Genomic DNA, 21424 nt, shown 5'->3' on the forward strand with positions numbered 1-21424 from the left:
CATGGCCACAGATACGAACACTCCCGCACTGCGGGCGACGGACCTGGTGAAGGAGTATCCCGGCGCCGAGGCTCGAGCCGTTGACGGGCTGAATCTGACGATCCCGCAAGGCATCGTCTACTGCCTGCTCGGCAGGAACGGTGCCGGCAAGACCACCACCATCCGCATGGCGACCACACTGCTTGCGCCCACCAGCGGGGAGCTTGAGGTGCTGGGGATTCCGGTCGACAAGACCAAGGAGCTGCGACCGCTGATCGGCGTGGCGCTGCAAGAGGTGGCACTGGATCTGTGGATGTCGCCGGTCGAGCAGATCCGGATGAGCCTGGCAATCGCCGGTTGGCCCAAGGGGCAGCGAAAGTCCCGCGAGGAAGAACTCGTCGAGCAGTTCGGCCTGGGCAGCTACCTGAACCGGAAGGTGGGTGCCCTCTCGGGCGGCATGCGCCGCCGTGTCGATGTCGCACTAGCGGTGGCCCACAACCCGCAGATGTTGTTCCTCGACGAGCCGTCCAGCGGGCTGGACATCGAAGGAAAACAGGAGGTGTGGAATGCCATCCGGCTGCTACGCGCCGAAGGGCGCACCGTCGTGTTGACGACACACGATATGGACGAGGCGGTGTCGCTCGCCGACGAGGTCGGCATTGTCAAGAGTGGTCAGCTTGTCGCCTCGGGTTCCACTCAGGAGTTCACCCGCAGTCACGGCTACGCGGTCGAGATCTCCGCCGGTGATGACATCTCCGAAGACACCGCCAAGGAACTGTCGGCCGCGGGCTATGTCGTGCAGCGCACGGACACCGGGACCCTCTCCGGCACATTGGATTCCGCATCGGCATCGGAACTGGGTGCGTTGAGCGCAGAACTGGGCCGGATCGGCCTGGGCGCGGCCAACATCGAAGTGCGATCCACCTCGCTGCGCGACGCATTCCTGGAGGTAACCCAGTGACCGCCTTGTCCAACACGGCACGACTTTTCCGCCGCTATGTCGTAGTGGGCTTGCGGCAGCCGGTTTTCGGGTTCATCTTCCCGATCGTGTTCCCGGTCGTTCTCGTGATCTTCGTACGCTCGATGTTCCAGCGCGTCGCGGATCTTCCGGGATTCCCACTGTCCTCATACACCGCGTACATCGCGCCGGGGCTCATCATGCTCATCCCGATGCTCGGTGCGGGGTATGGCGCCGGCACTCTCATCGACGAGATCAGATCGGGATTCACCGACCGGCTACGGCTGTACGGCGTGTCCACCGGCCAGATCATGGCGGCCAAGATCGGCTTCGAGATGTTCCGCATCCTGCCGGCGGCGGTCATCGTCATCGGACTGCTGGCCTTCCTCGACGCGCCACTGCGGGCCGGTCTGCTCACCGGAGTCTTCCTGGTCCTGGTGATGTTCCTGTGGTCGGCGGCGTACAGCTCGCTGTTCTACTTGGTGGCGTTGCGCACGCTCAATCCGCAGGCGCCGGTGGCGATGCTGCCGCTGGCGTTGCCGGTGCTGTTCGTCAGCCAGGCACTCATGCCCTCGGTGTTCCTTTCCGACTGGCTCAGGATCAGCATCAACGCGAACCCCTTCTCGCACATCGTGTCCGCCGCTTCCACGATCATGTACGGCGAATTCGACGCGATGCTCGTCGTCAAGGGTTCGCTGGTGGCCATCGGCATGTTCGCACTGCTGCAAATCCCTATCCATCTGGTGATCCGCCGGAAAATCGGCAAGTAGAGGCTTGGAAAAATGGAAACCACGTCAGAAGTCCGGGAGTTCCTCATCGAGTTCATCGCCGAGGAACTCGAGATGCCCACCGGGGATGTCAACGACTTCTCCGAGTTGGTGGGTGATCTCGGATTCGACTCGCTATCGTTCGCGGTAGGAGTTTCGGAGATCAAGGGCCGCTTCGGTATTCAGCTGACCAAGGACGATGTCTTCGAGTGCAAGACACTCGGGGCGTTGATCGAGCTGGTGGAGAGCCGGCTGTGAAGACGACGAACCCGGTGATCGACAGACTGCGCGACAGTGCTGCGGTCGCCGAGCGTGGCCTTACCTGCGCGCCGATCAACCCCGACGGCACCTCGCGGTTGGAGGAGCTGAGCACCGTTTCGTGGGCCGACGTGCACCGGCGGGGGCTGCGCATCGCGGGCTCCCTGCAGGCGGCGGGTGTGCGACCCGGCGATGCGGTGGCCGTATTGGCCGGTGCCCCGGGGGAAATCGCGCCGTTGGTGCAGGGCATCTGGATGTCCGGTGCCTCGGTGACCATGCTGCATCAGCCCACCCACCGTTCCGATATGCAACTGTGGATCGAGGACACTGGCAAGGCGCTGGCCGCGGTGGGCTCCTCGATCGTGGTTGTCGGTGATCCGTTCCTGGCGGCCGCGGGGCAGTTCGCCGCCGTGGGCGCTCGCGCTCTGGAGCTGCCGGGCCTGCTGACCGGTGCACCGGGGGAGATCGTCGACACCGACGAGGACGCTATTGCGTTCTTGCAGTTGACTTCCGGATCTACCGGTACGCCGAAGGCGGTCAGCATCACCTACCGCAACATCGAGGCCAATCTGCGGGCGATGGTCATCGCCTCGGGTGCCGATCCGGAATCCGATGTGGTGGTGAGCTGGCTGCCGCTCTTTCACGACATGGGCATGATGGGGTATCTCATCGTCCCGATGTGCCGGGGGATGAACACCGTCAGCGTGACGCCCATGGATTTTCTGGGCAATCCGCTGCTGTGGGCCGAGCTGATCAGCACCTACCGGGGCAGCATGACCGCCGGACCGAACTTCGCGTACTCACTGCTGGCGCGCAGGCTGCGTAAGGCGCCCGACGGTGCCTACGACCTGTCCTCGCTGCGATTCGCGCTCAGTGGTGCCGAGGCCATTGACGTCGCCACCCTGGAACGCTTTGCGGCCGAGGGCGCCCGGTTCGGAATGCGGGCCGATGCGATCGTTCCCGCCTACGGGATGGCGGAGGCCACGCTGGCGGTTTCCTTTGTGCGCCGTGGTGAGGGTTACCAGGTATTGCCCCCGCATCCGGATCTGGTCGCCGGCCCGGGAGACGAGGCCAGCGCCCGTGTTGCGCTGGGACTTCCGCTGCCGGGGTGTGAGGTGCGGGTGGTAGCCGAGAACCGCTCGGTGCTGCCCACGGGGGCGATCGGTGAGCTCGAGATCCGTGGGGAGAATGTCACCGCCGGGTACCGCACGGCGGCCGGATTCGAATCGATGCTCGATGCACAGGGCTGGCTGTCCACGGGTGATATCGGGTATCTCACCGCGGACGGGCAGCCGGTGATCTGCGGCCGCAAGAAGGACATCCTGATCATTTCGGGTCGCAACGTGCACCCCGAGGACATCGAACGGTCGGTCGTGGGAGTTCCGGGCGTACGCTCGGGCGGCGTCGCCGCGGTACGTCTGTCCACCGCTGCGGCGGGCGAGGGGTTCGCGATGGTGGCCGAGTCTGCGTCGCATGCCGACAGCGATGAGAGCGCACGCATTCGGGCCGAGGTGGCCGACCGCGTCTACCGCAGTCTGGGGGTGAGCCCGCGCGATGTCCATGTGGTCCCCGCCGGATGGATTCCCAAGACATCCTCGGGGAAGCTGCGCAGGAAAGCGACCACTGAACGGCTGACGAGGTGTGAACCGACCCGATGACGACACGGGAACAACAGGTCCGTGTCCGCTCTCTTATGTCCAAAGTGGTTCGCCCACTGGGTGATCAAAGTGCGGGCTACATGCGGCGCCATCCGATTGCCGCACTCACCACCGTAGGTGAGCAGTTCGTTCTCGGCATGCACACGCTGCGGTACTTCGCGGTCGATTTGGTGACGGGCCGTTTTCAGTGGGCGGAGTTCGTGCGGCAGGCGTCCTTCATGGCGGGCACGGCGGTGATGCCCACGGTGCTGGTGGCACTGCCCATCGGGGTAACACTCTCGATCCAGTTCGCGCTGCTGGCCGGACAGGTCGGCGCGACCTCACTGGCGGGCGCGGCCAGTGGGCTGGCGGTGGTGCGGCAGGCCGCCTCGTTGGTGGCGGCGATGCTGCTGGCCTCGGCGGTGGGCTCGGCGATGACGGCCGATCTCGGGTGCCGGACCATGCGCGAGGAGACCGCGGCCATGGAGGTCATGGGGGTATCGGTGGTGCGGCGTCTGGTGGTGCCGCGCTTCGCGGCGGCGATCGTCGTCGGTATTGCCCTGACCGGTGTGGTCTGCTTTGTCGGGTTCTTGGCCAGCTACTTGTTCAATGTCTACGTACAGGGCGGTGCCCCAGGCAGTTTCGTCGCGACCTTCGCGTCGTTCGCATCCACGGGTGATCTGTTATTGGCGCTGTTGAAGGCCGCGGTGTACGGCGCGATCGTGGCGGTGATCGCCTGCCAGAAGGGGCTGGCCGCACACGGCGGGCCGACCGGGGTGGCCAACTCGGTCAACGCGGCAGTGGTGGAATCCGTGCTGCTCCTGATGATCGTGAACGTTGTGGTCAGCCAGGTCTACACCATGTTGTTCCCGCGGGGGGTGCTGTGACGGCGACCCTGACGGATCCCCGGGTGACGTTGTCTCCAAGGGCCTTCCGCGGCGATGTCGCGATGAGGCCGCTGGCGCGATTCGGCCACATGGTGACCTTCTTCCTGCACGCCTTCCTGGCGATCCCGATCGCGCTGCGCCGGTACCGGCGTGAGTTCCTGCGCCTGCTTTCCGATATCACCTGGGGCAACGGGTCGATCGTTGTCGGCGGCGGGACCGCCGGTGTGGTGCTGGTACTGGGTGTCACCACCGGTGCCCTGGTGGCGATCGAGGGTTACAACTTCCTGGAACTGATGGGCCTGGGTCCTGCGACGGGTGTCATCTCCTCGTTGGTGACCACCCGTGAGCTCGCTCCGATCATGGCCGCCTTGGCCTTCGCCGTGCAGGCGGGTTGCCGCTTCACGACCCAGCTAGGGTCCATGCGCATCGCCGAAGAAGTCGATGCGATGGATTCCCTTGCCATCCGGCCGATTCCGTACTTGGTGACCACCCGACTGCTGGCCTCCGTGGTCGCCATCATTCCGCTGTATGTGGCATGCCTGACGATCAGTTATCTGTCCTGCCAGGTGGTGGTGAGCATCGTCAGCGGCGGCTCGCTGGGCCCGTACCTGCACTACTTCACGCTGCTTTCCAGCGGTACGGATATCGCCTACTCGGTCTTCAAAGCCATCGTCTTCGTCTGGATAGCCTCGGCGGTGCAGTGCTACTACGGATTCTGCGCAGACGGCGGGCCGGAAGGGGTGGGCATCGCCGCGGGACACGCGATGCGCGCCAGCATCACCGCGGTGATCGTCGTCAACATGCTGCTCACCATGGCGCTGTGGAGCGTCGACTCCGGCGCAAGGTTCGGGGGATGAGGTGACGAATCAGCTTGGTATCCATTACGACCTGGACGGTGTGCGCTTCACCCGCCGGCAGCTGCTGATGCGCGGAGGTGCCGCTTTGGTCGCGGTTGCCGCCATCACATCGGCGTTGTTGATCAAGTCGACGGGCGTGCTGGACCGGTACATCGACATCGTCGCCGAGCTCCACAACGTCGGCGACGGGCTACCGCCGCGCTCCGATGTGAAGTATCGCGGCGTGCTCGTCGGCGCCGTGGAGAGCGTCACCCCAGCAGCCGGCGCTCAACCCAACCGGATACACGTGCGGCTCAAACATGGGTACGCCACGTCGATCCCCGGGACTGTCACCGCCCGTGTGGTCCCCAGCAATGTCTTCGCGGTCTCGGCCCTGCAACTCGTCGACCACGGACCCGGCGCTCCCATCCGTGAGGGCGGGCATATCGCCGAGGACACCCGGCTGCCGACCGTGCTGTTTCAGACCACCGTCAACAAGCTGCGTGAGATCTTGACCGCCGGAGGCCGCGGCCGCGAGGATCAATCCCTGGGCGTTCTGGCCGCTGTTGGTGCGGCTACCGATCACCGCCGGGCCGAACTACTCACCAGTGCAGCGCAACTCGACCGCATACTGGATCAGCTCAACGCCATTGTCGCGACCGACCAGGGGCCCTCCACGGTATCGGCATTGGTGCAGGCCGCGCACGGGTTGTCTGCGACCGCTCCGGATCTGGTGGATGCCCTGCATCAGGCGGTGAAGCCCATGCAGACTCTCGCCGAGAAGCGAGATCAGTTGCGTACATTCATCGGCGCCGGGGTGCGCACCACCGGTACCACGGTGGATTCGCTGCATAACCACACCGACCAAATCATCCAGATCACCACCGATTTGACGCCTGTGCTGGGGGTGCTGGCCGACAACGCCGAGCACTTCGTGCCGATCACCCAGCGCATCACCAAGTTCTCGGACACCTTCTTCCAGGAAGTCTGGGACCCGGAACTGGCCACCGCCCGAGGCCGGGTGAACCTGTCATTCACTCCCTCCTACAGCTATACCCGCGCTGACTGCCCGCGCTACGGGGAACTGAAGGGGCCCAGCTGTTTCACCGCTCCCGAGATCGCGGTGCGCCCGGACTTGCCCGAGGTGTTGCTGCCGCAGAACTATCATCCGCCGGCCAGCTTGGCGCCTCCGCCGGGAACTGTGGTCGGTGACAATGGCAATCTCGTCGCCGTCGGGCCGCCCCTGGTCAACCCCAATCCCAACCTGCGGGATCCCAATCCGCCGGTGCCGTCGTGGCTCACCCCGGCGCCACCGGTACCCGGCAGCGCCGACCCGGGGGACATCGCCGTGGCACCGGCGTCCTTCGGGGGGAACGTGGGACCCGTCGGCAGCGCGCAGGAGCGCAGCCAACTGGGCCGAATTCTGGGACAGCCGGCGACAGCGGCAGATCAGCTGATCCTCGGGCCCGTCGCCCGCGGCACGACCGTGACCCGTAACCAGCACGCGCACAACGAGGTAGGTGCCCAATGAGACATACGGCAACACGCGCCTCCCTCGTCGGACTGGTCGTCTTCCTGGTGATGGCCACGGTGCTCACCTGGCTTGTGTACGTCACGCTGCGCCGGGATGTCAGAGGCTCCACGGTGCCTTATGCGGCCATGTTTACGGACGTCTTCGGATTGCGTGAGGGTGACGACGTCCGGATCGCGGGGGTTCGCGTGGGCAGAGTCGAGGGTGTCGAGCTCAACGGGACGCTCGCGAAGGTGAGCTTCGCCGTCCAGGACGATCAGTGGCTTCCCGACAGCACGACCGCATCGGTGACGTATCAGAACATCGTGGGTCAGCGATATCTCGCACTGGCACAGGGACACTCAGGAAGCGGAGCTTTGCTGGCGCCCGGTGGTGTCATCCCGGTCGAGCGGACCGAACCCTCCTTCGACATCGGTACCCTGCTCAACGGATACGAGCCACTTTTCGCGGTGCTGGACCCCGCGCAGGTGAACAACCTCACCCAGGCGGTCATCGGGTCGCTGCAGGGCGACACCGCGGCATTCGCGACCCTGGTGGACCAGACATCTACGTTGACGAAGACATTCACCGGCCGCGACGACGCGTTGGACCATGTGATCGGCAGTCTGGACAGTGTGGTGGGCAGCCTCGCGGCCCAGAACAAGGACTTCGAAGCTGCCATCGCCGCCACCCGCCAGGTTGTCGGCCAGTTCGACAGCCGCCGTCCCGAATTGGTGTCCTCGGTCGGGAAGATGACCGAGGTGGTCCGGAACCTGTCCCGGATCGCCAAGGACGTAAATCCGTCCGTACACGAATTGCTCACGCGAGAACCGGGTTACACCCGGCACATGCTGAACATCGAACCGCAGCTCGCCTACACGGGACTCAACACCCCGCTGTTCCTCAAGGGACTGGCCCGCATGTTCGGGGAGGGGTCCTACATGAACGCCTACGCCTGTGATGTGAACGCGTACGGATTCTTCCCGGGGCTCAACGACGTGGTCCCGATCATCGTCGACGCAGCCACCCCGGGCGGTAAGGCCAAGCACACGGCGCGGTGCAGGAACGCAGGCGACGGTGGCTAGACGATGAGACCACTGGACTCCTACAACAAAACCTGGCTCGGTGTGATCGCCGTGGCTGTCGTCGCCGTGCTCATCGGTGCGCTACTGCTGGTGAAGGAATTGGGAATCGGATATCGGCAGTTCACCGGAGAGTTCCTGCAGGCCGCCGCGCTGCGGCCGGGGAACATCGTCGCCGTCGCGGGAGTACAGGTGGGTTCGGTGACCGGGGTGCGATTGTCGGGTGATCGCGTGGAAGTGACCTTCCGGGTGCGTGACAACGTGCCGGTCGGCGCCGATTCACGGGCCGCCATCAAGATCACGACCTTGTTCGGTTCTCGTTATGTCGATCTGCGCCCCGCGGGTGCGGGGGCACTCGCGGGCCGGCGGATCGGCCTGCCGCACACCGACGTTCCCTATGACCTGCAGGCGGCGCTGGCCGACTCCACCCGAACCTTCGAGCAGGTGGACGCCGATCGCATTGCCTCCTCGCTGGGTGTTCTGGGCACCCAGCTGGACGGGCTGCCCAACGTGGTGCCACAGGCCATGGAGAACGTGCGCGCCCTGTCCTCGGTCATCGCGCAGCGGCGCGAACAGCTGGGCACGCTGCTGGCCAGCACCGAAAAGGTCACCGGCATGCTGCGTCGCCAGCAGTCCGATATCGGCACCTTCATCCGGCAGGGGCAGGAGCTGGTGGGCGAGTTCGTGGCGCGCTCGGCGGCCTTTCACGCGATGATGCGCTCGCTGCAGAGCATCGTGGCGTCACTGCGCACCATCGTGGTCGGCGATCACCGTGCACTCGACGGTGTCATCCAGACCCTGGAGGAACTCAGCGGCAAGCTTGCCGAACAGGATGCCTTGTTGCGCAACCTGCTCCAGATCGCCCCGGTACCCATTCGTGAGATCGCCAACGCCACCGGGCTCGGCAACTCCATCGAGGGCAATCCGCCGGGTGGCGCACTCATCGACTCCTGGATGTGTGCGATCAGCGGGCGCGCCAAGCAATTCGGGATGATCCAGTACTTCAAGGACTGCCAGTGACCACGATGCGCAAGATGCTACTGACCTGTGTGGGAATCGTCCTCGTCGCGACGACGGCCGGGGCGGCCTGGTCCGTTACCCAGGAGGGCGGAACCATCACGCTCACAGCCCAATTCGACAGTGCTGCGGGTCTGTACCCCGGCAACGTGGTGGCCGTGCTGGGTATGCCGGTGGGCCAGGTCTCCAAGATCACCGCCCGGGGCGGATATGCCGAGGTGCAGTTCACCGTCGACCGGCAGGTCAAGATCCCCGCCGACGCCCAGGCCGTCACCCTGTCGACGTCCATCCTGACCGACCGCCAGATCGAGCTGACGCCGCCGTACCGCGGCGGGGCGGTGCTGCGCGACCACGACACCATAGGACTGAACCGCACCAAGACCCCCGTCGAATTCGATCGGGTACTCGGCATGCTCGACAAGCTTTCCGGGTCCCTGCACGGCGACGGCGCCGGAGGTGGGCCCATCGCCGCGGTGCTCAACGCCGGTGACGGTGTGGCCGCCGGTAACGGTGATCGGATCAAGACGGCGCTCGATGAACTATCGCGGGCCCTGCGCCTCGGCGCCGACGGTGGCGAGCACAGTCGTGAGCAGATGACCGCCATCGTCAAGAATGTCAGCAGCCTGCTGGACGCAGCTGCCCGCAACGACGCGAGCTTGCGTCAGTTCGGTTCCACCGTGCGCCAGCTCAGTGACGTCCTGGCCCGGGAGAACTTCGGTTCGGGCAGTACCGGCAGGCAGTTCAACGAGGTGATCGAGCAGACCGGAAACATCCTGCAGGCCAACCGGGATGCCATCCAGCGCGGTATCGCCAACGGCAACAAGAGCATTCAGTCGGTGTATGACCGCCAGCGGGAGGTCGCCGAGTTCTTCGATGTGCTGCCGCTGATGGCCGACAATCTCTACAACGCCATCGACCAGCGCAACGGCGCGATACGCGCCCACTTCCTGGCCGACCGCATGGTCTTCGACGGGCAGATGGCCAAGGAGATCTGCAATCTGATGGGGCTGCGCCAACTGGGCTGCAGCACAGGGACGTTGCAGGACTATGGCCCCGACTTCGGGCTCACCTACATGCTCGACGGACTCGCGGCGATGGGGCAGAAGTGATGGGGCGCAGGCTGTCGATCTTCGCCGCGGTGGTGTTCCTGTGTGCCGGGTGTTCCTCTGCGGGTCTGGCCGACCTGCCGCTGCCTGCACCGGGCCTGGGCGCCGGGGGATACCGGCTGACCGCAGTCTTTGCGAACGCGCTCAATCTGCCCGAGCGTGCCAAGGTGAAGCTCGCCGGTGCGGATATCGGCGAGGTGGAGTCGATGGCGGCCAAGGATTTTCGTGCGGTGACCACGTTGCGCATCCGGCACGATGTCACCCTTCCGGTAGGCAGCACGGCGCAGTTGCGCACGGCCACGCCGCTGGGTGATGTCTTCGTAGCCGTTACGCCGCGCGCACAACCCGTCGCGGCCACCCTCGGCGACGGCGACACCATCACCATCGACCACACCGGCGCGGCGGCAACGGTGGAATCGGTGCTCAGTTCGGCGGCGATTCTGGTGAACGGTGGTGCGGTGCACAACCTCACCAACGTCGTCAACGGTATGGGCAGGGCGGCAGGCCAGGACGGCCAGGCATTCGGGCGGATGATCGGCAAGTCCAACGAGCTGCTGGGCAAGCTGAACGCACGCTCGGGGCAGCTGGATGCCGCGCTGACCGAGACGACCCACCTCGCCGAGGTCCTCGACGGCAAGAGCGAGAAGCTTGCCGAGGTGCTGCACGCGGCGGGCCCGGCCACCGCGACCTTGCAAGACAATGCCGGCCAGATCTCCGATCTGGTGCTGCTGCTGGGTGATACCGCACGCGAGCTGGGTAAGTTCCCGTCCATCGCGGGCACTGACACCAGTGGGCGCAGCGTGGTGGCCGACGCCAACGCGATATCCCGGTCGTGGAATGACGTGGTGCTCGATCCGCAGACCAGCCTGCTCTCGCTGAACCGGCTGTACGCGCCGTTCATCAAAATCACTGCGGGATCGGCTATCTCCGGTAGTGCCGGTATCGACCGGCTGGTGCTGGGCGCCATACCGGATGCCGGTTTCGGGGGAGATCCTGGATTGCACGGCCCTAAGCGATACGACTGGGCCAAGCTCGTGGGGACCTTCAAGTACACGCTGTGGCGGTTGCAGGAGCGCGTTGTCGGGCAGGGCCCCGAAGCGCAAGGCCTCCCGCCAGCGGGACCCGACGCGCAGGAACCCGGACGATGAGCCGCGCGTGGGTGAGCGGGCTGTCACTCGTTGCCACCCTGGCTATTTCGGTCACCTATCTGTTGGTGGGGGTGCTGCACGTCCGGCCGCTGACATCGAGTTACCCGCTGACCATCCAGCTCGCCGAGTCCGGCGGCCTGCTGCCGAACCAGGACGTGACGCTGCACGGAGTGCGCATCGGCTCGGTCGAGTCACTGACCTTTACCGGCGACGGCGTCAACGCGACAGTGAGCGTCGACAGCGGGGTTCGTGTTCCCGCGTCGGCGGCGGTGCGGGTGTCCGGACTGTCCCCGGCCGGTGAGCAGTACCTCGATTTCTCCGCCGCATCCGATGAGGGCCCGTTCTTGTCCGGCGGGGACGTGATTGCCCGGGACCGCACCGCGATACCGGTCACTCCGGCACAGCTGCTGACCCATGCCGACGGTGTTCTCGCCCAAGTGGATCCGGCCAAGATCGAGCGCATCAAGACGGAACTGAGCCTGAGCGCGCAGGGACCCCGCAAGCTCACCGACATCGTCGACGGCGGGGTGTTCTTGCTGTCCACCCTGGATTCGGTGCTCCCCGAGACGGTCAGCGCCATCGGGAACAGCCGGACGGTGCTGTCGTCGGCGGTGGACGTCAACAACGGAATCGCAGTCACCGCACGCAATCTGCGCAGCACCTTGGCGGGGATGAACGCGATGGACGGTGGCTATCGGAAACTCATCGATCAATCCCCGCGAGTGCTTGCGGCGACCGACAACCTGTTCACCGACAACTCCGACACCATGGTCCAGCTGCTGGCCAATCTGGCCACCAACGCGCACCTGTCGTATGTGCGGGTACCGGCGTTGAACGCCCTGTTTCCTACCTATCGCGGCTCGGCGCTGGAGGCGTTCATCAGCACCATGCACGAGCACGGCCTATGGGTGACGGCCGACCTGTATCCGCGATACGCCTGCGACTACGGCACTCCTCGCCATCCACCGTCCTCGGCGGACTATCCGGAGCCCTTCTTGTACACGTACTGCCGCGACGACGATCCCGCTGTCTTGGTCCGGGGCGCCAAGAACGCCCCGCGCCCCGCAGGGGATGACACGGCCGGGCCGCCACCCGGTGCCGACCTGGGTGCCCGATCCGACCCGACGCCGCCTGGCCGCTACACCATCCCGACGCCATACGGCGGACCTGCGCTGCCCATCGAGCCACCGAGGTAAATGATGCCGGCGAACAATCCGCAACCGCGTCCGTCAACGGCCGCCGGACGCGCTGTGCACACCCGCCGGATCGCGTTCACGTTCGACGGGGCGTCCCCGTCGCGGCGGCATTTCGTCGCGGGCGATATCGCGATGAGCCATCTGGTCGCCCTGCTGTCCGGCTTCTTTCCCTCGGGTGAGGAGTTCTTCATCCAGTCGGTGCGCCGCTACGACGGTCAGATCGGTGATCCCGTGCTCAGGAGGCAGGTCGCCGGATTCATCGGGCAGGAGATGACGCACGGGATTCAGCATCGTGAGCTCAACACGCAGCTGGTGCGCCGCGGGTACTGGGCGACGGGGTTCATGGACCGGATGGGTACGCGGCTGGTCCAGCGCATGAAGCAGAACAGGGACCGGCTGCCGGATCCGGTGGCGCGAGCCGCGCTTGCGGTGACGGCCGCGGTCGAACACCTCACGGCCATCCTCGGAGAGCAGGTGCTCAGCGTGGCGTGGATACAGCAGCAGCTGACCGATCCCGAGGTGCGAGCGATGCTCAATTGGCATGCCATCGAGGAGATGGAACACAAGTCCGTTGCCTTCGACGTGTACCGCCACGTCGGGGGCTCCGAGCGGATGAGGATCGCGGCCATGGCCGTCACGCTGGGGCTTTTCCTGAGCAGGACGGTGATCTTGCTGGCCTCGATCGTCACCGATCGGTGGGCCTGGCGACACCCGGTGCGCACCCTGCGGAGCGTTCTCAGGCTGCCCCGCACGCCGCTGTTCGCCGGTCTCGGCCCCAAGATCCGGTGCTATCTGCGGCTGCGATTCCATCCCGACGACATCGACCACGGCCCACTGCTCGAGAAGTGGCGCGAGGAGTACTTCGGTCCGCAGGGCATCCTGCTGGACCATCTGAAGTAGCTGCTGCGGCCACCGAGGTAAAACGCGCTTGGTCCGGCCCTTAGGCTGTTCAGGACAATTACTGCAGTCCTGTGGACCTCAAGAGGAGCCTGAGCAGATCGTGGCCGCCAAGCCGAACGCCGCCGGTAAGAAGATCGAAGCCGTCGTCAACCTCGCCAAGCGCCGGGGACTCGTGTACCCCTGCGGCGAGATTTACGGCGGTACCAAGTCGGCGTGGGATTACGGCCCGCTCGGTGTCGAGCTCAAGGAAAACATCAAGAAGCAGTGGTGGCGCTCCGTCGTCACCAGCCGCGACGACGTCGTCGGCCTGGACTCCTCGGTGATCCTGCCCCGTCAGGTCTGGGTCGCCTCCGGTCACGTCGAGGTCTTCAACGACCCGCTGGTCGAGTGCCTGAACTGTCACAAGCGGCACCGTCAGGATCACTTGCAGGAGGCCTACGCGGAGAAGAAGGGTATCGACGACCCGGAGTCGGTCCCGATGACCGACATCGTCTGCCCCGACTGCGGCACCAAGGGGCAGTGGACCGAGCCCCGCGACTTCAACATGATGCTCAAGACGTACCTGGGCCCCATCGAGACCGAAGAGGGTCTGCACTACCTGCGTCCGGAGACCGCGCAGGGCATCTTCATCAACTTCAAGAATGTCGTGACGACGTCGCGACAGAAGCCGCCGTTCGGCATTGGCCAGATCGGCAAGAGCTTCCGCAACGAGATCACCCCGGGCAACTTCATCTTCCGCACTCGCGAGTTCGAGCAGATGGAGATGGAGTTCTTCGTCGAGCCGTCCACCGCGCCCGAGTGGCACAAGTACTGGATCGACACCCGGCTGCAGTGGTACGTGGACCTGGGTATCGACCCGGAGAACCTGCGGCTGTACGACCACCCCAAGGAGAAGCTGTCGCACTACTCCGACGGCACCGTCGATATCGAGTACAAGTTCGGTTTCAGCGGCAACCCGTGGGGTGAGCTGGAAGGTATCGCCAACCGCACCGACTTCGACTTGTCGACGCACGCAAAGCATTCCGGTGAAGACCTGTCGTACTACGACCAGGCCGAGGACCGCCGCTACACCCCGTACGTGATCGAGCCCGCGGCCGGCCTTACCCGTTCGTTCATGGCCTTCCTGGTCGATGCGTATCACGAGGACGAGGCCCCCAACGCCAAGGGTGGCGTGGATACCCGCACCGTGCTGCGCCTGGATCCGCGCCTGGCTCCGGTCAAGGTCGCGGTGCTGCCGCTGTCGCGCAATGCCGACCTGAGCCCGCGCGCCAAGGCGCTGGCCGCCGAGCTGCGGCAGAGCTGGAATGTCGACTTCGATGACGCCGGTGCCATCGGGCGCAGGTATCGTCGACAGGACGAGATCGGCACCCCGTTCTGCGTCACAGTCGATTTCGACTCGCTCGAAGACGACTCCGTCACCGTTCGCGACCGCGATGAGATGACCCAGCAGCGTATTCCGATCGGCGGCGTGGCCGATCATCTCGCCAAATCTCTCAAGGGCTGCTAGCCGAGGAGCAGAAATGACTGACGTCCAGAATCACATCGGAATCGATCCCGCCAGCGCGCCGATCGAGGCACCGGCGGCCGAGGCGCAGGTTCGCGCCGACGACCGTGGGCACGTTTTCCACTCGTGGTCCGCGCAGGCGGCCATCGACCCGCTGCCGATCGCCGGTGGTGCGGGTGCGACCTTCTGGGATTACACCGGCAAGGAGTACCTGGACTTCGCCTCGCAGCTGGTGAACCTCAATCTGGGACACCAGCATCCGCGTCTGGTGGACGCCATCCAGCGTCAGGCCGGCCGGCTGGCCACCATTGCGCCCGCCTTCGCCAACGATGTGCGCGGTGAGCTCGCCCGCCTGGTGGCCGAGCGTGCACCCGGAACCCTGAACAAGGTGTTCTTCACCAACGGTGGCACCGAGGCCGTGGAGCACGCGGTCCGTATGGCGCGCCACCACACCGGTCGCCGCAAGGTGCTGTCCGCATACCGCAGCTACCACGGTGGCACCACCACCTCGATGTCGCTAACGGGTGAGCCGCGCCGCTGGGCCAACGACCCGGGTGACAACTCGGTGGTTCGTTTCTTCGGGCCGTACGCCTACCGTTCGGTGTTCCATGCCACCTCGCCGGAGGAGGAAACCCAAAGGGCGCTGGAGCATCTGGAGCAGGTGATCAACCTGGAGGGCCCGCCCACCATCGCCGCGATCATCCTGGAGTCGGTGGTCGGCACCAACGGTGTGCTGGTGCCGCCGCCGGGTTACCTGGCCGGAGTTCGGGAGATCTGCGACCGGTACGGCCTGGTTTTCATCGCCGACGAGGTGATGGTCGGCTTCGGGCGATTCGGGGAATGGTTCGCCATCAACGCCTTTGACGTCACACCAGACCTCATCACCTTCGCCAAGGGCATCAACTCCGGTTATGTTCCGCTGGGCGGTGTGGTGATCTCCGATGCCATCGCCACCAGCTTCGATCACCGTCCATACCCGGGTGGACTGACCTACTCCGGTCACCCGCTGGCCTGCGCGGTCGGCGTCGAGACCATCAAGGTGTTCGAAGACGACAAGATCCTGGAGCGGGTGCGCGATCTCGGTGAGCGCGTGGTGCGTCCGGAACTGGAGCGCTGGGTGCAGACCCATCCGAGCGTCGGCGAGATCCGCGGCCGCGGCTTGTTCTGGGCTGTGGAACTGGTGCGCGACAAGCAGACTCGTGAGCCGCTGGTTCCGTTCAATGCCAGTGGTGAGGCCGCGGCGCCGATGAACGCCTTCGCGGCGGCGTGCAAGAAGAGTGGCCTATGGCCGTTCACGCACTTCAACCGCACGCATGTGGCGCCTCCGCTGATCATCAGCGAAGAGGATCTGCGGCGTGGGCTCTCGATCATCGACGAGGCGCTGAACGTCACCGACGGGTACGCGAGCTAGCCGGGAAACACGCTGCTGTAGGCGTTCAGCGCGGGCTGGCCGCCGAGGTGTGCGTATAGGACATTCGAGCCCCGCTCGATCGTCCCGTCGCTGACGAGGTCGATCAGGCCTGCCATCGACTTGCCCTCGTACACCGGGTCGGTGATCATCGCTTCGAGGCGTCCGCAGAGTTTGATCGCCTCAACGGTGGAATCGACGGGCACGCCATACTCCTCGCCCGCCCATCCCTCCAGGACGGTGATCTCGTCGGGGCGCAGGTCGCGTTCGAGGCCGATCTGCTGGGCGGTGTGCCGGGCGATGCGAGTGACCTGGTCGGTGGTCTTCGGGAGCGTGGCCGATGCGTCGATACCCAGCACTCGCCGTGGCCGTCCGCCGGCATCGGCGAGTGCGGCGAATCCCGCGATCATGCCCGCGTGGGTAGACCCGGTGACCGTGCATACGACGATGGTGTCGAAGAACACGCCTAGCTGATCCTCTTGTGCGGCTACCTCATACGCCCAGTTGGCGAAGCCGAGACCGCCGTACTTGTGTTCGGACGCACCGGCGGGGATGGGGTAGGGCTTGGCGCCGGAGTTCTCGATCGCGGTGAGCGCGTCTTCCCAGGACTGGCGGATGCCGATATCGAATCCCGAAGGGTCGAGCTGAGTTTGGGCTCCCATGATCCGCGACAACAGGATGTTGCCCGCCTTGTCGTTGACGGGATCCTCCCAGTCCACCCAGCGCTCCTGAACCAGGTGACAGCGCATCCCCAGCACGGCCGCGACGGCCGCCACCTGACGGGTGTGGTTGGACTGGTAGCCACCGATCGACACCAGGGTGTCGGCGCCGCTGGCCAGCACGTCGGGAACGATGTACTCGAGTTTGCGTATCTTGTTGCCGCCGAAGGCCAGCCCGGAGTTGCAGTCTTCGCGTTTTGCCCAGATGTTGGCGCCGCCGAGGTGACGGCTGAGGCGCTCCAGGGGGTGCACCGGGCTGGGGCCGAAGGTCAGTGGGTAGCGGGGGAAATCATGGATCGACAAGGCGTTCTCCTGGCTCGGCTATTGGGAATGGCGTTGTGGGGGAGCGGTGTTCAGCCCGCGCCGCGTTCTCCGGATTCGGTGGCCTCCGGTGCCGCGATGAGGGTGTGCCAGTTGTCGCGGGCGGCACGCCCGGCGCCCTCGCTGTCGCCTGCTTCGCAGCGCGCGATGATCTGCTCGTGCAGCGCCACGGAATGACGCCCGTCGCGGCTGGCGAACCTGACGCGTTCCAGGCGGCGCAGCACGGGGGTCACCTGCTCCAGTACCGCGGCGATGTACGGATTCGCACTGGCTTCGACTGCGACGGCATGGAACTCGTCGTCGGCGGCGAGGGCGGCGTCGGGATCGTGCGCATCCAGGGCGGCGGCAAATCGCGTATTGGCGAGCCGCATCGCGGCCAGATCGCCGGCAGAGATGTTGGTGATGGCCTCGCGCACGGCGAGCTCGTGCATCGCCGCGGCAACGGACTGCGCGGCACGCGCCTCCCGGATGTCGATGGGGCTGACGATGGTGTGCCGTCCCGGTTGGGTTTGGACCAGACCGGCGTGTTCCAGCCGGGAGAGCGCCTCACGGATCGGGGTCCGGCTCACGCCCAGCCAGCGGCTCAGCTCGTCATCGCGCAGCCGCTCACCGGGGGCCAGCGTCCCGTCCACGATGGCCGTGCGCAGGGCCTTGTAGGCATCGTCGCGCAGTAGCGAGCGCGCCATCACGCCTTCCGAGGGTGGTACCGGCATGCAATATATTGCACATCGACAGCGGCGTGTCGTCAAGTGTTGGGTGAAATTTCGAGCGGGGACGGCCTGCTAGAAGCGGCCGCCGCCGCCCCGGAAGCTCGAGCCGGAGGATCGCGACGAGCCGCCATAAGACGACGAGCCCGACCCGGACCAGGAGCTGTGGTGGCTTGATCCGCCGCTGAGCATGCCGCGCAGGATGCCGCCGATCACGGCACCCGCGACGTTGCCGGCCACATCGCCCGCCACGCTGTATCCGCGGTAGTTGCCGTACCCGTTGCTGTAATAGGACTGGGCCGCCTGCACCTCTTGGATCGCGCTGCCTTCGGCACGTGTCGCCAGCTCGGTGGCCCGATTGGCCCACAGAATGGCGTTCGAGGGATCTGACTGGCGGGCGGCCTCGGCCGTCGCGATGCTGCGTTCGGCTTCCGCGATGTATCCGCGCGCGGCGGAGCCGACGGCTCCCCGATGCAGCCCGATGTACTGGTTGACCCCATTCACTTTCTGGCGGGCGGTGGCGATGGCTTGATCGAGGGCGCGGGCGCGGCGTTCGGCGGCGTCCTTTTCTTCCCGCACGGCGGCCAGCAGCTTGTCGAGCTCGGCATCGGCCGTGGCCAGGTGGGTGAAGGCGGTCAGCGGATCGGTGGGCCCAACTCTCTCGGCGTCGGCCACGGCCGCGGCAGCCCTGTCGTGGGCCTTCGTCAGCTCGTCGGCACGGGGCACTGAACCCTGCCGCTGGAGTTCCTCGGCCTGGGCGATGCCCGACTTCGTGTCCGCGATCGCCGCGGGCAGTGCGTCGATGGCGCGCCGGATGTTGTTGGCGGCGTTGTCCACCGCGTCCAAGAGTGCGGCGGCCTGGTTCAGCGCCGATTCGGCCCCGCGCACTGCGTCGACGAGATTCATCTGCTGGCCCTCCAGGGGGCGGGCAGCGAGTTCCCGGCCGTGGGTGATCCGGGAGTCGGCGAACGTGGTGCGCTCGGTGGCCTCGGTGATGTTGTCGACGATCGACGCCAGGGCCGCGGCATCGAACTGGGTGCGCAGTTGCTCGAGAATGCGCTGTGATTCGGGTATCCGAGCGGTGGTGGCGACCACTTGCTGGGTCAGCGTGTCCAACTTCGTGGGTGCGTTGATCACCAGGTTCCGCAGCGCGTCAAAGGCATTGGACTGATCATCGAGGGTGCGGTCGGCACGTGCGGCGGTGGTGATGACATCGATCAGCAGGCGGCGCTGCTCCGTCGGCGTCTCCGGGACGGAATCGTCGAGCTGCTTACGCACGGAGAATGCCTGAGCAAGAGCCTTTTTCGCGGAATCGACGGCTTGCTGAAAGGGTGCAGTCTGCTCGGTGCCGAATTCCTCGACGGCCAGCGTGAGTTCGGCCTCGCTGGTGCGCACGGCGTTGTCGACGTTCACCACAATCGATTTCGACAGACCATCGAGTGCGTCGACCGATTGCGCGGCAAGAGCTTCGGCGTTGGTCGGGTCGATGCCCTTAGCGGCCTCGACCTCTGCGCGCCGACGGGATCGGGTGCGGAACCAGGAGTACAGCATGAAGGCGCCGACCACGACGGCTCCGAAGACCAGCGCTGCCAGGATCGGCTTCCAGGGTATGGAGGATGACGATGCGGCGGCCGATTCCAGGCCCTTGGCGGTGTTGATGGCGGCGCCATCCCAATCCGATGCCCGTAGCGCCGGTTCGATCGTGTTGGTGCGCAGCTCCTCGATCTCCGAATCGCTGACGTTCTTGATCTCGGATGCGACCTGGAACGCGTAACTGCGCTCTTCGGTGGCCACAGCGAGCAACGCGTCGCGATCTCCCAATCCGCTTGCCTTGAGGGTTTTGTTGGCCCACGTCACCGGGTCGGCGCCGTCGAAATCCTTGACGTACACCACCCAGAGGCGCACGTGCTGTGCGTCGTAGAGCTGATCGATCGCGTTGCGCACCTTCGTCGGGTTCTTGAGCGCCCCGGCCCGGTCGGTGACGTAGGCGGGTATCCGGAAGGGCGGGTCGGCGCTGGCCGCCGGCGCCAGCAACAGGGTGGGGGCAAACACCGTGAGCATCGCGATCATGACTCCCAGCAGGCTCCCGAGGGCACGCAGCAGACGCATGGTCGCCAATCTAATGCCTCGCGCGTCGCTTGGACCCGTCCTGGCAGACTGGTGCCCACGATGCGTACACAGGATGCCTACAAGGACGCCTATACCGATTTCGACCGTGAACGCGTCGTCACCGAAACACCCAAGACGGCGGCCATCGTCGACATCCCGTCTTCGGAGTACCGGACCGACTTCGCGCGGGACCGGGCGCGGGTTCTGCACAGCGCCGCGTTCCGTCGCCTGGCCGACAAGACGCAGGTGGTGGGCCCTCGCGAGGGTGACACTCCACGCACGCGGCTGACTCACTCGGTGGAGGTGGCGCAGATCGGCCGCGGTATCGCCACCGGTCTGGGCGCCGACCCGGATCTGGTGGACCTGGCCGGGCTGGCGCATGACATCGGCCATCCGCCCTACGGGCATAACGGTGAGCGTGCACTCGATGAGGTCGCGGTCGACCGTGGTGGGTTCGAGGGCAACGCCCAGAATCTGCGCATTCTCACCCGGCTGGAGCCCAAAGTTGTTGATGCCGACGGCAACAGCGCCGGGTTGAACCTCACGCGTGCCTCGCTGGATGCGGCGACGAAGTATCCGTGGCTGCGTCCGCCGGGCGGCGGAAAGTTCGGTGCCTACGTCGAGGATGGCGCGGCGCTGGACTGGGTGCGTGGCGGGGCGCCGTCGCGGCAGCGCTGCCTGGAAGCGCAGATCATGGACTGGTCCGATGACGTCGCCTATTCGGTGCACGACGTCGAGGACGGCGTGATCTCCGGGCGTATCGATCTGCGGGTGCTGGCCTCGCGGGGGGAGGCCCAGGTGCTCGCGGAGCTGGGTGTGAAGTCATTCGGTGGGCTGGAGCAGGGCGCACTGGAGGAGGCCGCCGCGCGGCTGGCCACGCTGCCGGTGGTCGCCGCGATCGGCCCGTACGACGGCACCCTGACTGCTTCGGCGGCCCTCAAGCGGTTGACCAGCGAATTGGTGGGCCGGTTCGCCTCGGCCGCGATCGGGGCCACCCGCAAGGTGGCGGGGGACGGGCCGCTGGTGCGGTTCGAGGCCCAGCTGACCGTGCCGGACGTGGTCGCCGCCGAGGTGGCCGTGCTGAAAATGCTTGCGCTGCAATTCATCATGTCCGATCCGCGGCATATTGCGGTACAGGCCCGTCAGCGTGAACGCATTCACCGGGTGGCGCAGTGGCTGGCATTGGGGGCTCCGGCCACGCTGGATCCGGTGTTCCTGCCCGCGTTCGAGGCCGCCGCCGACGATGCGGCGCGTACCCGGGTGGTGGTAGATCAGATCGCCTCGTACACCGAAAGCCGGCTCGAGCGGGTGGACCGCGATAGTCAGGGCGTGCAAGCCAGCTGGGCGTGACGGCGCGGTTGGCTAAGCTGGCTCG

At 65.9% G+C, this 21424-nt stretch carries 19 protein-coding genes; 16 read left to right on the forward strand and 3 right to left on the reverse strand.

Features of this window, described 5'->3' with window-relative positions; all coding sequences use genetic code 11:
- The first annotated feature begins 1 nt into the window (after window position 1).
- The 15 genes from AOT83_RS18520 (at window position 2) to AOT83_RS18590 (ending at window position 16196) form a co-directional block, all read left to right on the forward strand.
- Window positions 2-940, forward strand: coding sequence for an ABC transporter ATP-binding protein (locus AOT83_RS18520; protein ID WP_057964110.1), 939 nt, complete (start codon window positions 2-4; stop codon window positions 938-940).
- The gene (locus AOT83_RS18525; RefSeq protein WP_057964109.1) at window positions 937-1707 is read left to right on the forward strand and encodes an ABC transporter permease; all 771 of its coding nucleotides are present in this window, start codon (window positions 937-939) and stop codon (window positions 1705-1707) included. The genes AOT83_RS18520 and AOT83_RS18525 overlap by 4 nt, the downstream gene beginning before the upstream one ends.
- Window positions 1708-1719: 12 nt before the next feature.
- Complete coding sequence (locus tag AOT83_RS18530) at window positions 1720-1962, forward strand: phosphopantetheine-binding protein (protein ID WP_030095215.1); 243 nt, start codon at window positions 1720-1722, stop codon at window positions 1960-1962.
- Window positions 1959-3620 (forward strand): fatty acyl-AMP ligase, encoded by a 1662-nt coding sequence (locus AOT83_RS18535; RefSeq protein ID WP_109394937.1) that lies wholly within the window; start codon window positions 1959-1961, stop codon window positions 3618-3620. The genes AOT83_RS18530 and AOT83_RS18535 overlap by 4 nt, the downstream gene beginning before the upstream one ends.
- Complete coding sequence (locus AOT83_RS18540) at window positions 3617-4486, forward strand: ABC transporter permease (protein ID WP_030095217.1); 870 nt, start codon at window positions 3617-3619, stop codon at window positions 4484-4486. Before AOT83_RS18535 ends, AOT83_RS18540 begins: the two co-directional genes overlap by 4 nt.
- A 62-nt stretch (window positions 4487-4548) precedes the next feature.
- Entirely contained in the window at window positions 4549-5343 is a 795-nt protein-coding gene (locus AOT83_RS18545; protein WP_109394637.1) for an ABC transporter permease, read from the forward strand.
- Between the two features lie 67 nt (window positions 5344-5410).
- Window positions 5411-6853 (forward strand): MCE family protein, encoded by a 1443-nt coding sequence (locus tag AOT83_RS18550; protein WP_109394639.1) that lies wholly within the window; start codon window positions 5411-5413, stop codon window positions 6851-6853.
- On the forward strand, window positions 6850-7917 hold the full coding sequence (locus AOT83_RS18555) for an MlaD family protein (RefSeq protein ID WP_057964107.1): 1068 nt from the start codon (window positions 6850-6852) through the stop codon (window positions 7915-7917). The genes AOT83_RS18550 and AOT83_RS18555 overlap by 4 nt, the downstream gene beginning before the upstream one ends.
- Window positions 7918-7920: 3 nt before the next feature.
- The gene (locus AOT83_RS18560; RefSeq protein ID WP_030095221.1) at window positions 7921-8934 is read left to right on the forward strand and encodes an MCE family protein; all 1014 of its coding nucleotides are present in this window, start codon (window positions 7921-7923) and stop codon (window positions 8932-8934) included.
- 14 nt (window positions 8935-8948) lie between these two features.
- A complete protein-coding gene (locus tag AOT83_RS18565) occupies window positions 8949-10040 on the forward strand; it encodes an MCE family protein (RefSeq protein WP_075907913.1) in 1092 nt (363 codons plus the stop codon).
- Entirely contained in the window at window positions 10040-11185 is a 1146-nt protein-coding gene (locus tag AOT83_RS18570) for an MlaD family protein (protein WP_057964106.1), read from the forward strand. Before AOT83_RS18565 ends, AOT83_RS18570 begins: the two co-directional genes overlap by 1 nt.
- Complete coding sequence (locus AOT83_RS18575) at window positions 11182-12381, forward strand: MlaD family protein (protein ID WP_030095224.1); 1200 nt, start codon at window positions 11182-11184, stop codon at window positions 12379-12381. The genes AOT83_RS18570 and AOT83_RS18575 overlap by 4 nt, the downstream gene beginning before the upstream one ends.
- 3 nt (window positions 12382-12384) lie before the next feature.
- Window positions 12385-13281 (forward strand): metal-dependent hydrolase, encoded by an 897-nt coding sequence (locus AOT83_RS18580; protein ID WP_078313506.1) that lies wholly within the window; start codon window positions 12385-12387, stop codon window positions 13279-13281.
- 100 nt (window positions 13282-13381) lie between these two features.
- On the forward strand, window positions 13382-14788 hold the full coding sequence (locus AOT83_RS18585; RefSeq protein ID WP_030095226.1) for a glycine--tRNA ligase: 1407 nt from the start codon (window positions 13382-13384) through the stop codon (window positions 14786-14788).
- Window positions 14789-14801: 13 nt separating this feature from the next.
- On the forward strand, window positions 14802-16196 hold the full coding sequence (locus AOT83_RS18590; protein WP_057964104.1) for an aspartate aminotransferase family protein: 1395 nt from the start codon (window positions 14802-14804) through the stop codon (window positions 16194-16196).
- Here the strand turns inward: AOT83_RS18590 and AOT83_RS18595 are convergent.
- The 3 genes from AOT83_RS18595 to AOT83_RS18605 form a co-directional block, all read right to left on the reverse strand.
- A complete protein-coding gene (locus AOT83_RS18595) occupies window positions 16193-17215 on the reverse strand; it encodes a 1-aminocyclopropane-1-carboxylate deaminase (RefSeq protein WP_057964103.1) in 1023 nt (340 codons plus the stop codon). The genes AOT83_RS18590 and AOT83_RS18595 overlap by 4 nt on opposite strands.
- 50 nt (window positions 17216-17265) lie before the next feature.
- Window positions 17266-17946 carry a GntR family transcriptional regulator gene (locus AOT83_RS18600; protein ID WP_057964102.1) on the reverse strand — a complete coding sequence of 227 codons (681 nt, stop codon included), beginning with the start codon at window positions 17944-17946 and terminating at the stop codon, window positions 17266-17268.
- Between the two features lie 69 nt (window positions 17947-18015).
- Window positions 18016-20049, reverse strand: coding sequence for a TPM domain-containing protein (locus tag AOT83_RS18605; protein WP_057964101.1), 2034 nt, complete (start codon window positions 20047-20049; stop codon window positions 18016-18018).
- Window positions 20050-20109: 60 nt separating this feature from the next.
- Between AOT83_RS18605 and AOT83_RS18610 the strand changes: the two genes are divergently transcribed.
- A complete protein-coding gene (locus AOT83_RS18610) occupies window positions 20110-21399 on the forward strand; it encodes a deoxyguanosinetriphosphate triphosphohydrolase (RefSeq protein ID WP_057964100.1) in 1290 nt (429 codons plus the stop codon).
- The last annotated feature ends 25 nt before the right edge of the window (window positions 21400-21424 follow it).

The organism is Mycobacteroides sp. H001, from assembly GCF_001440005.1.
Taxonomy (GTDB): Bacteria; Actinomycetota; Actinomycetes; order Mycobacteriales; family Mycobacteriaceae; genus Mycobacterium; species Mycobacterium gwanakae.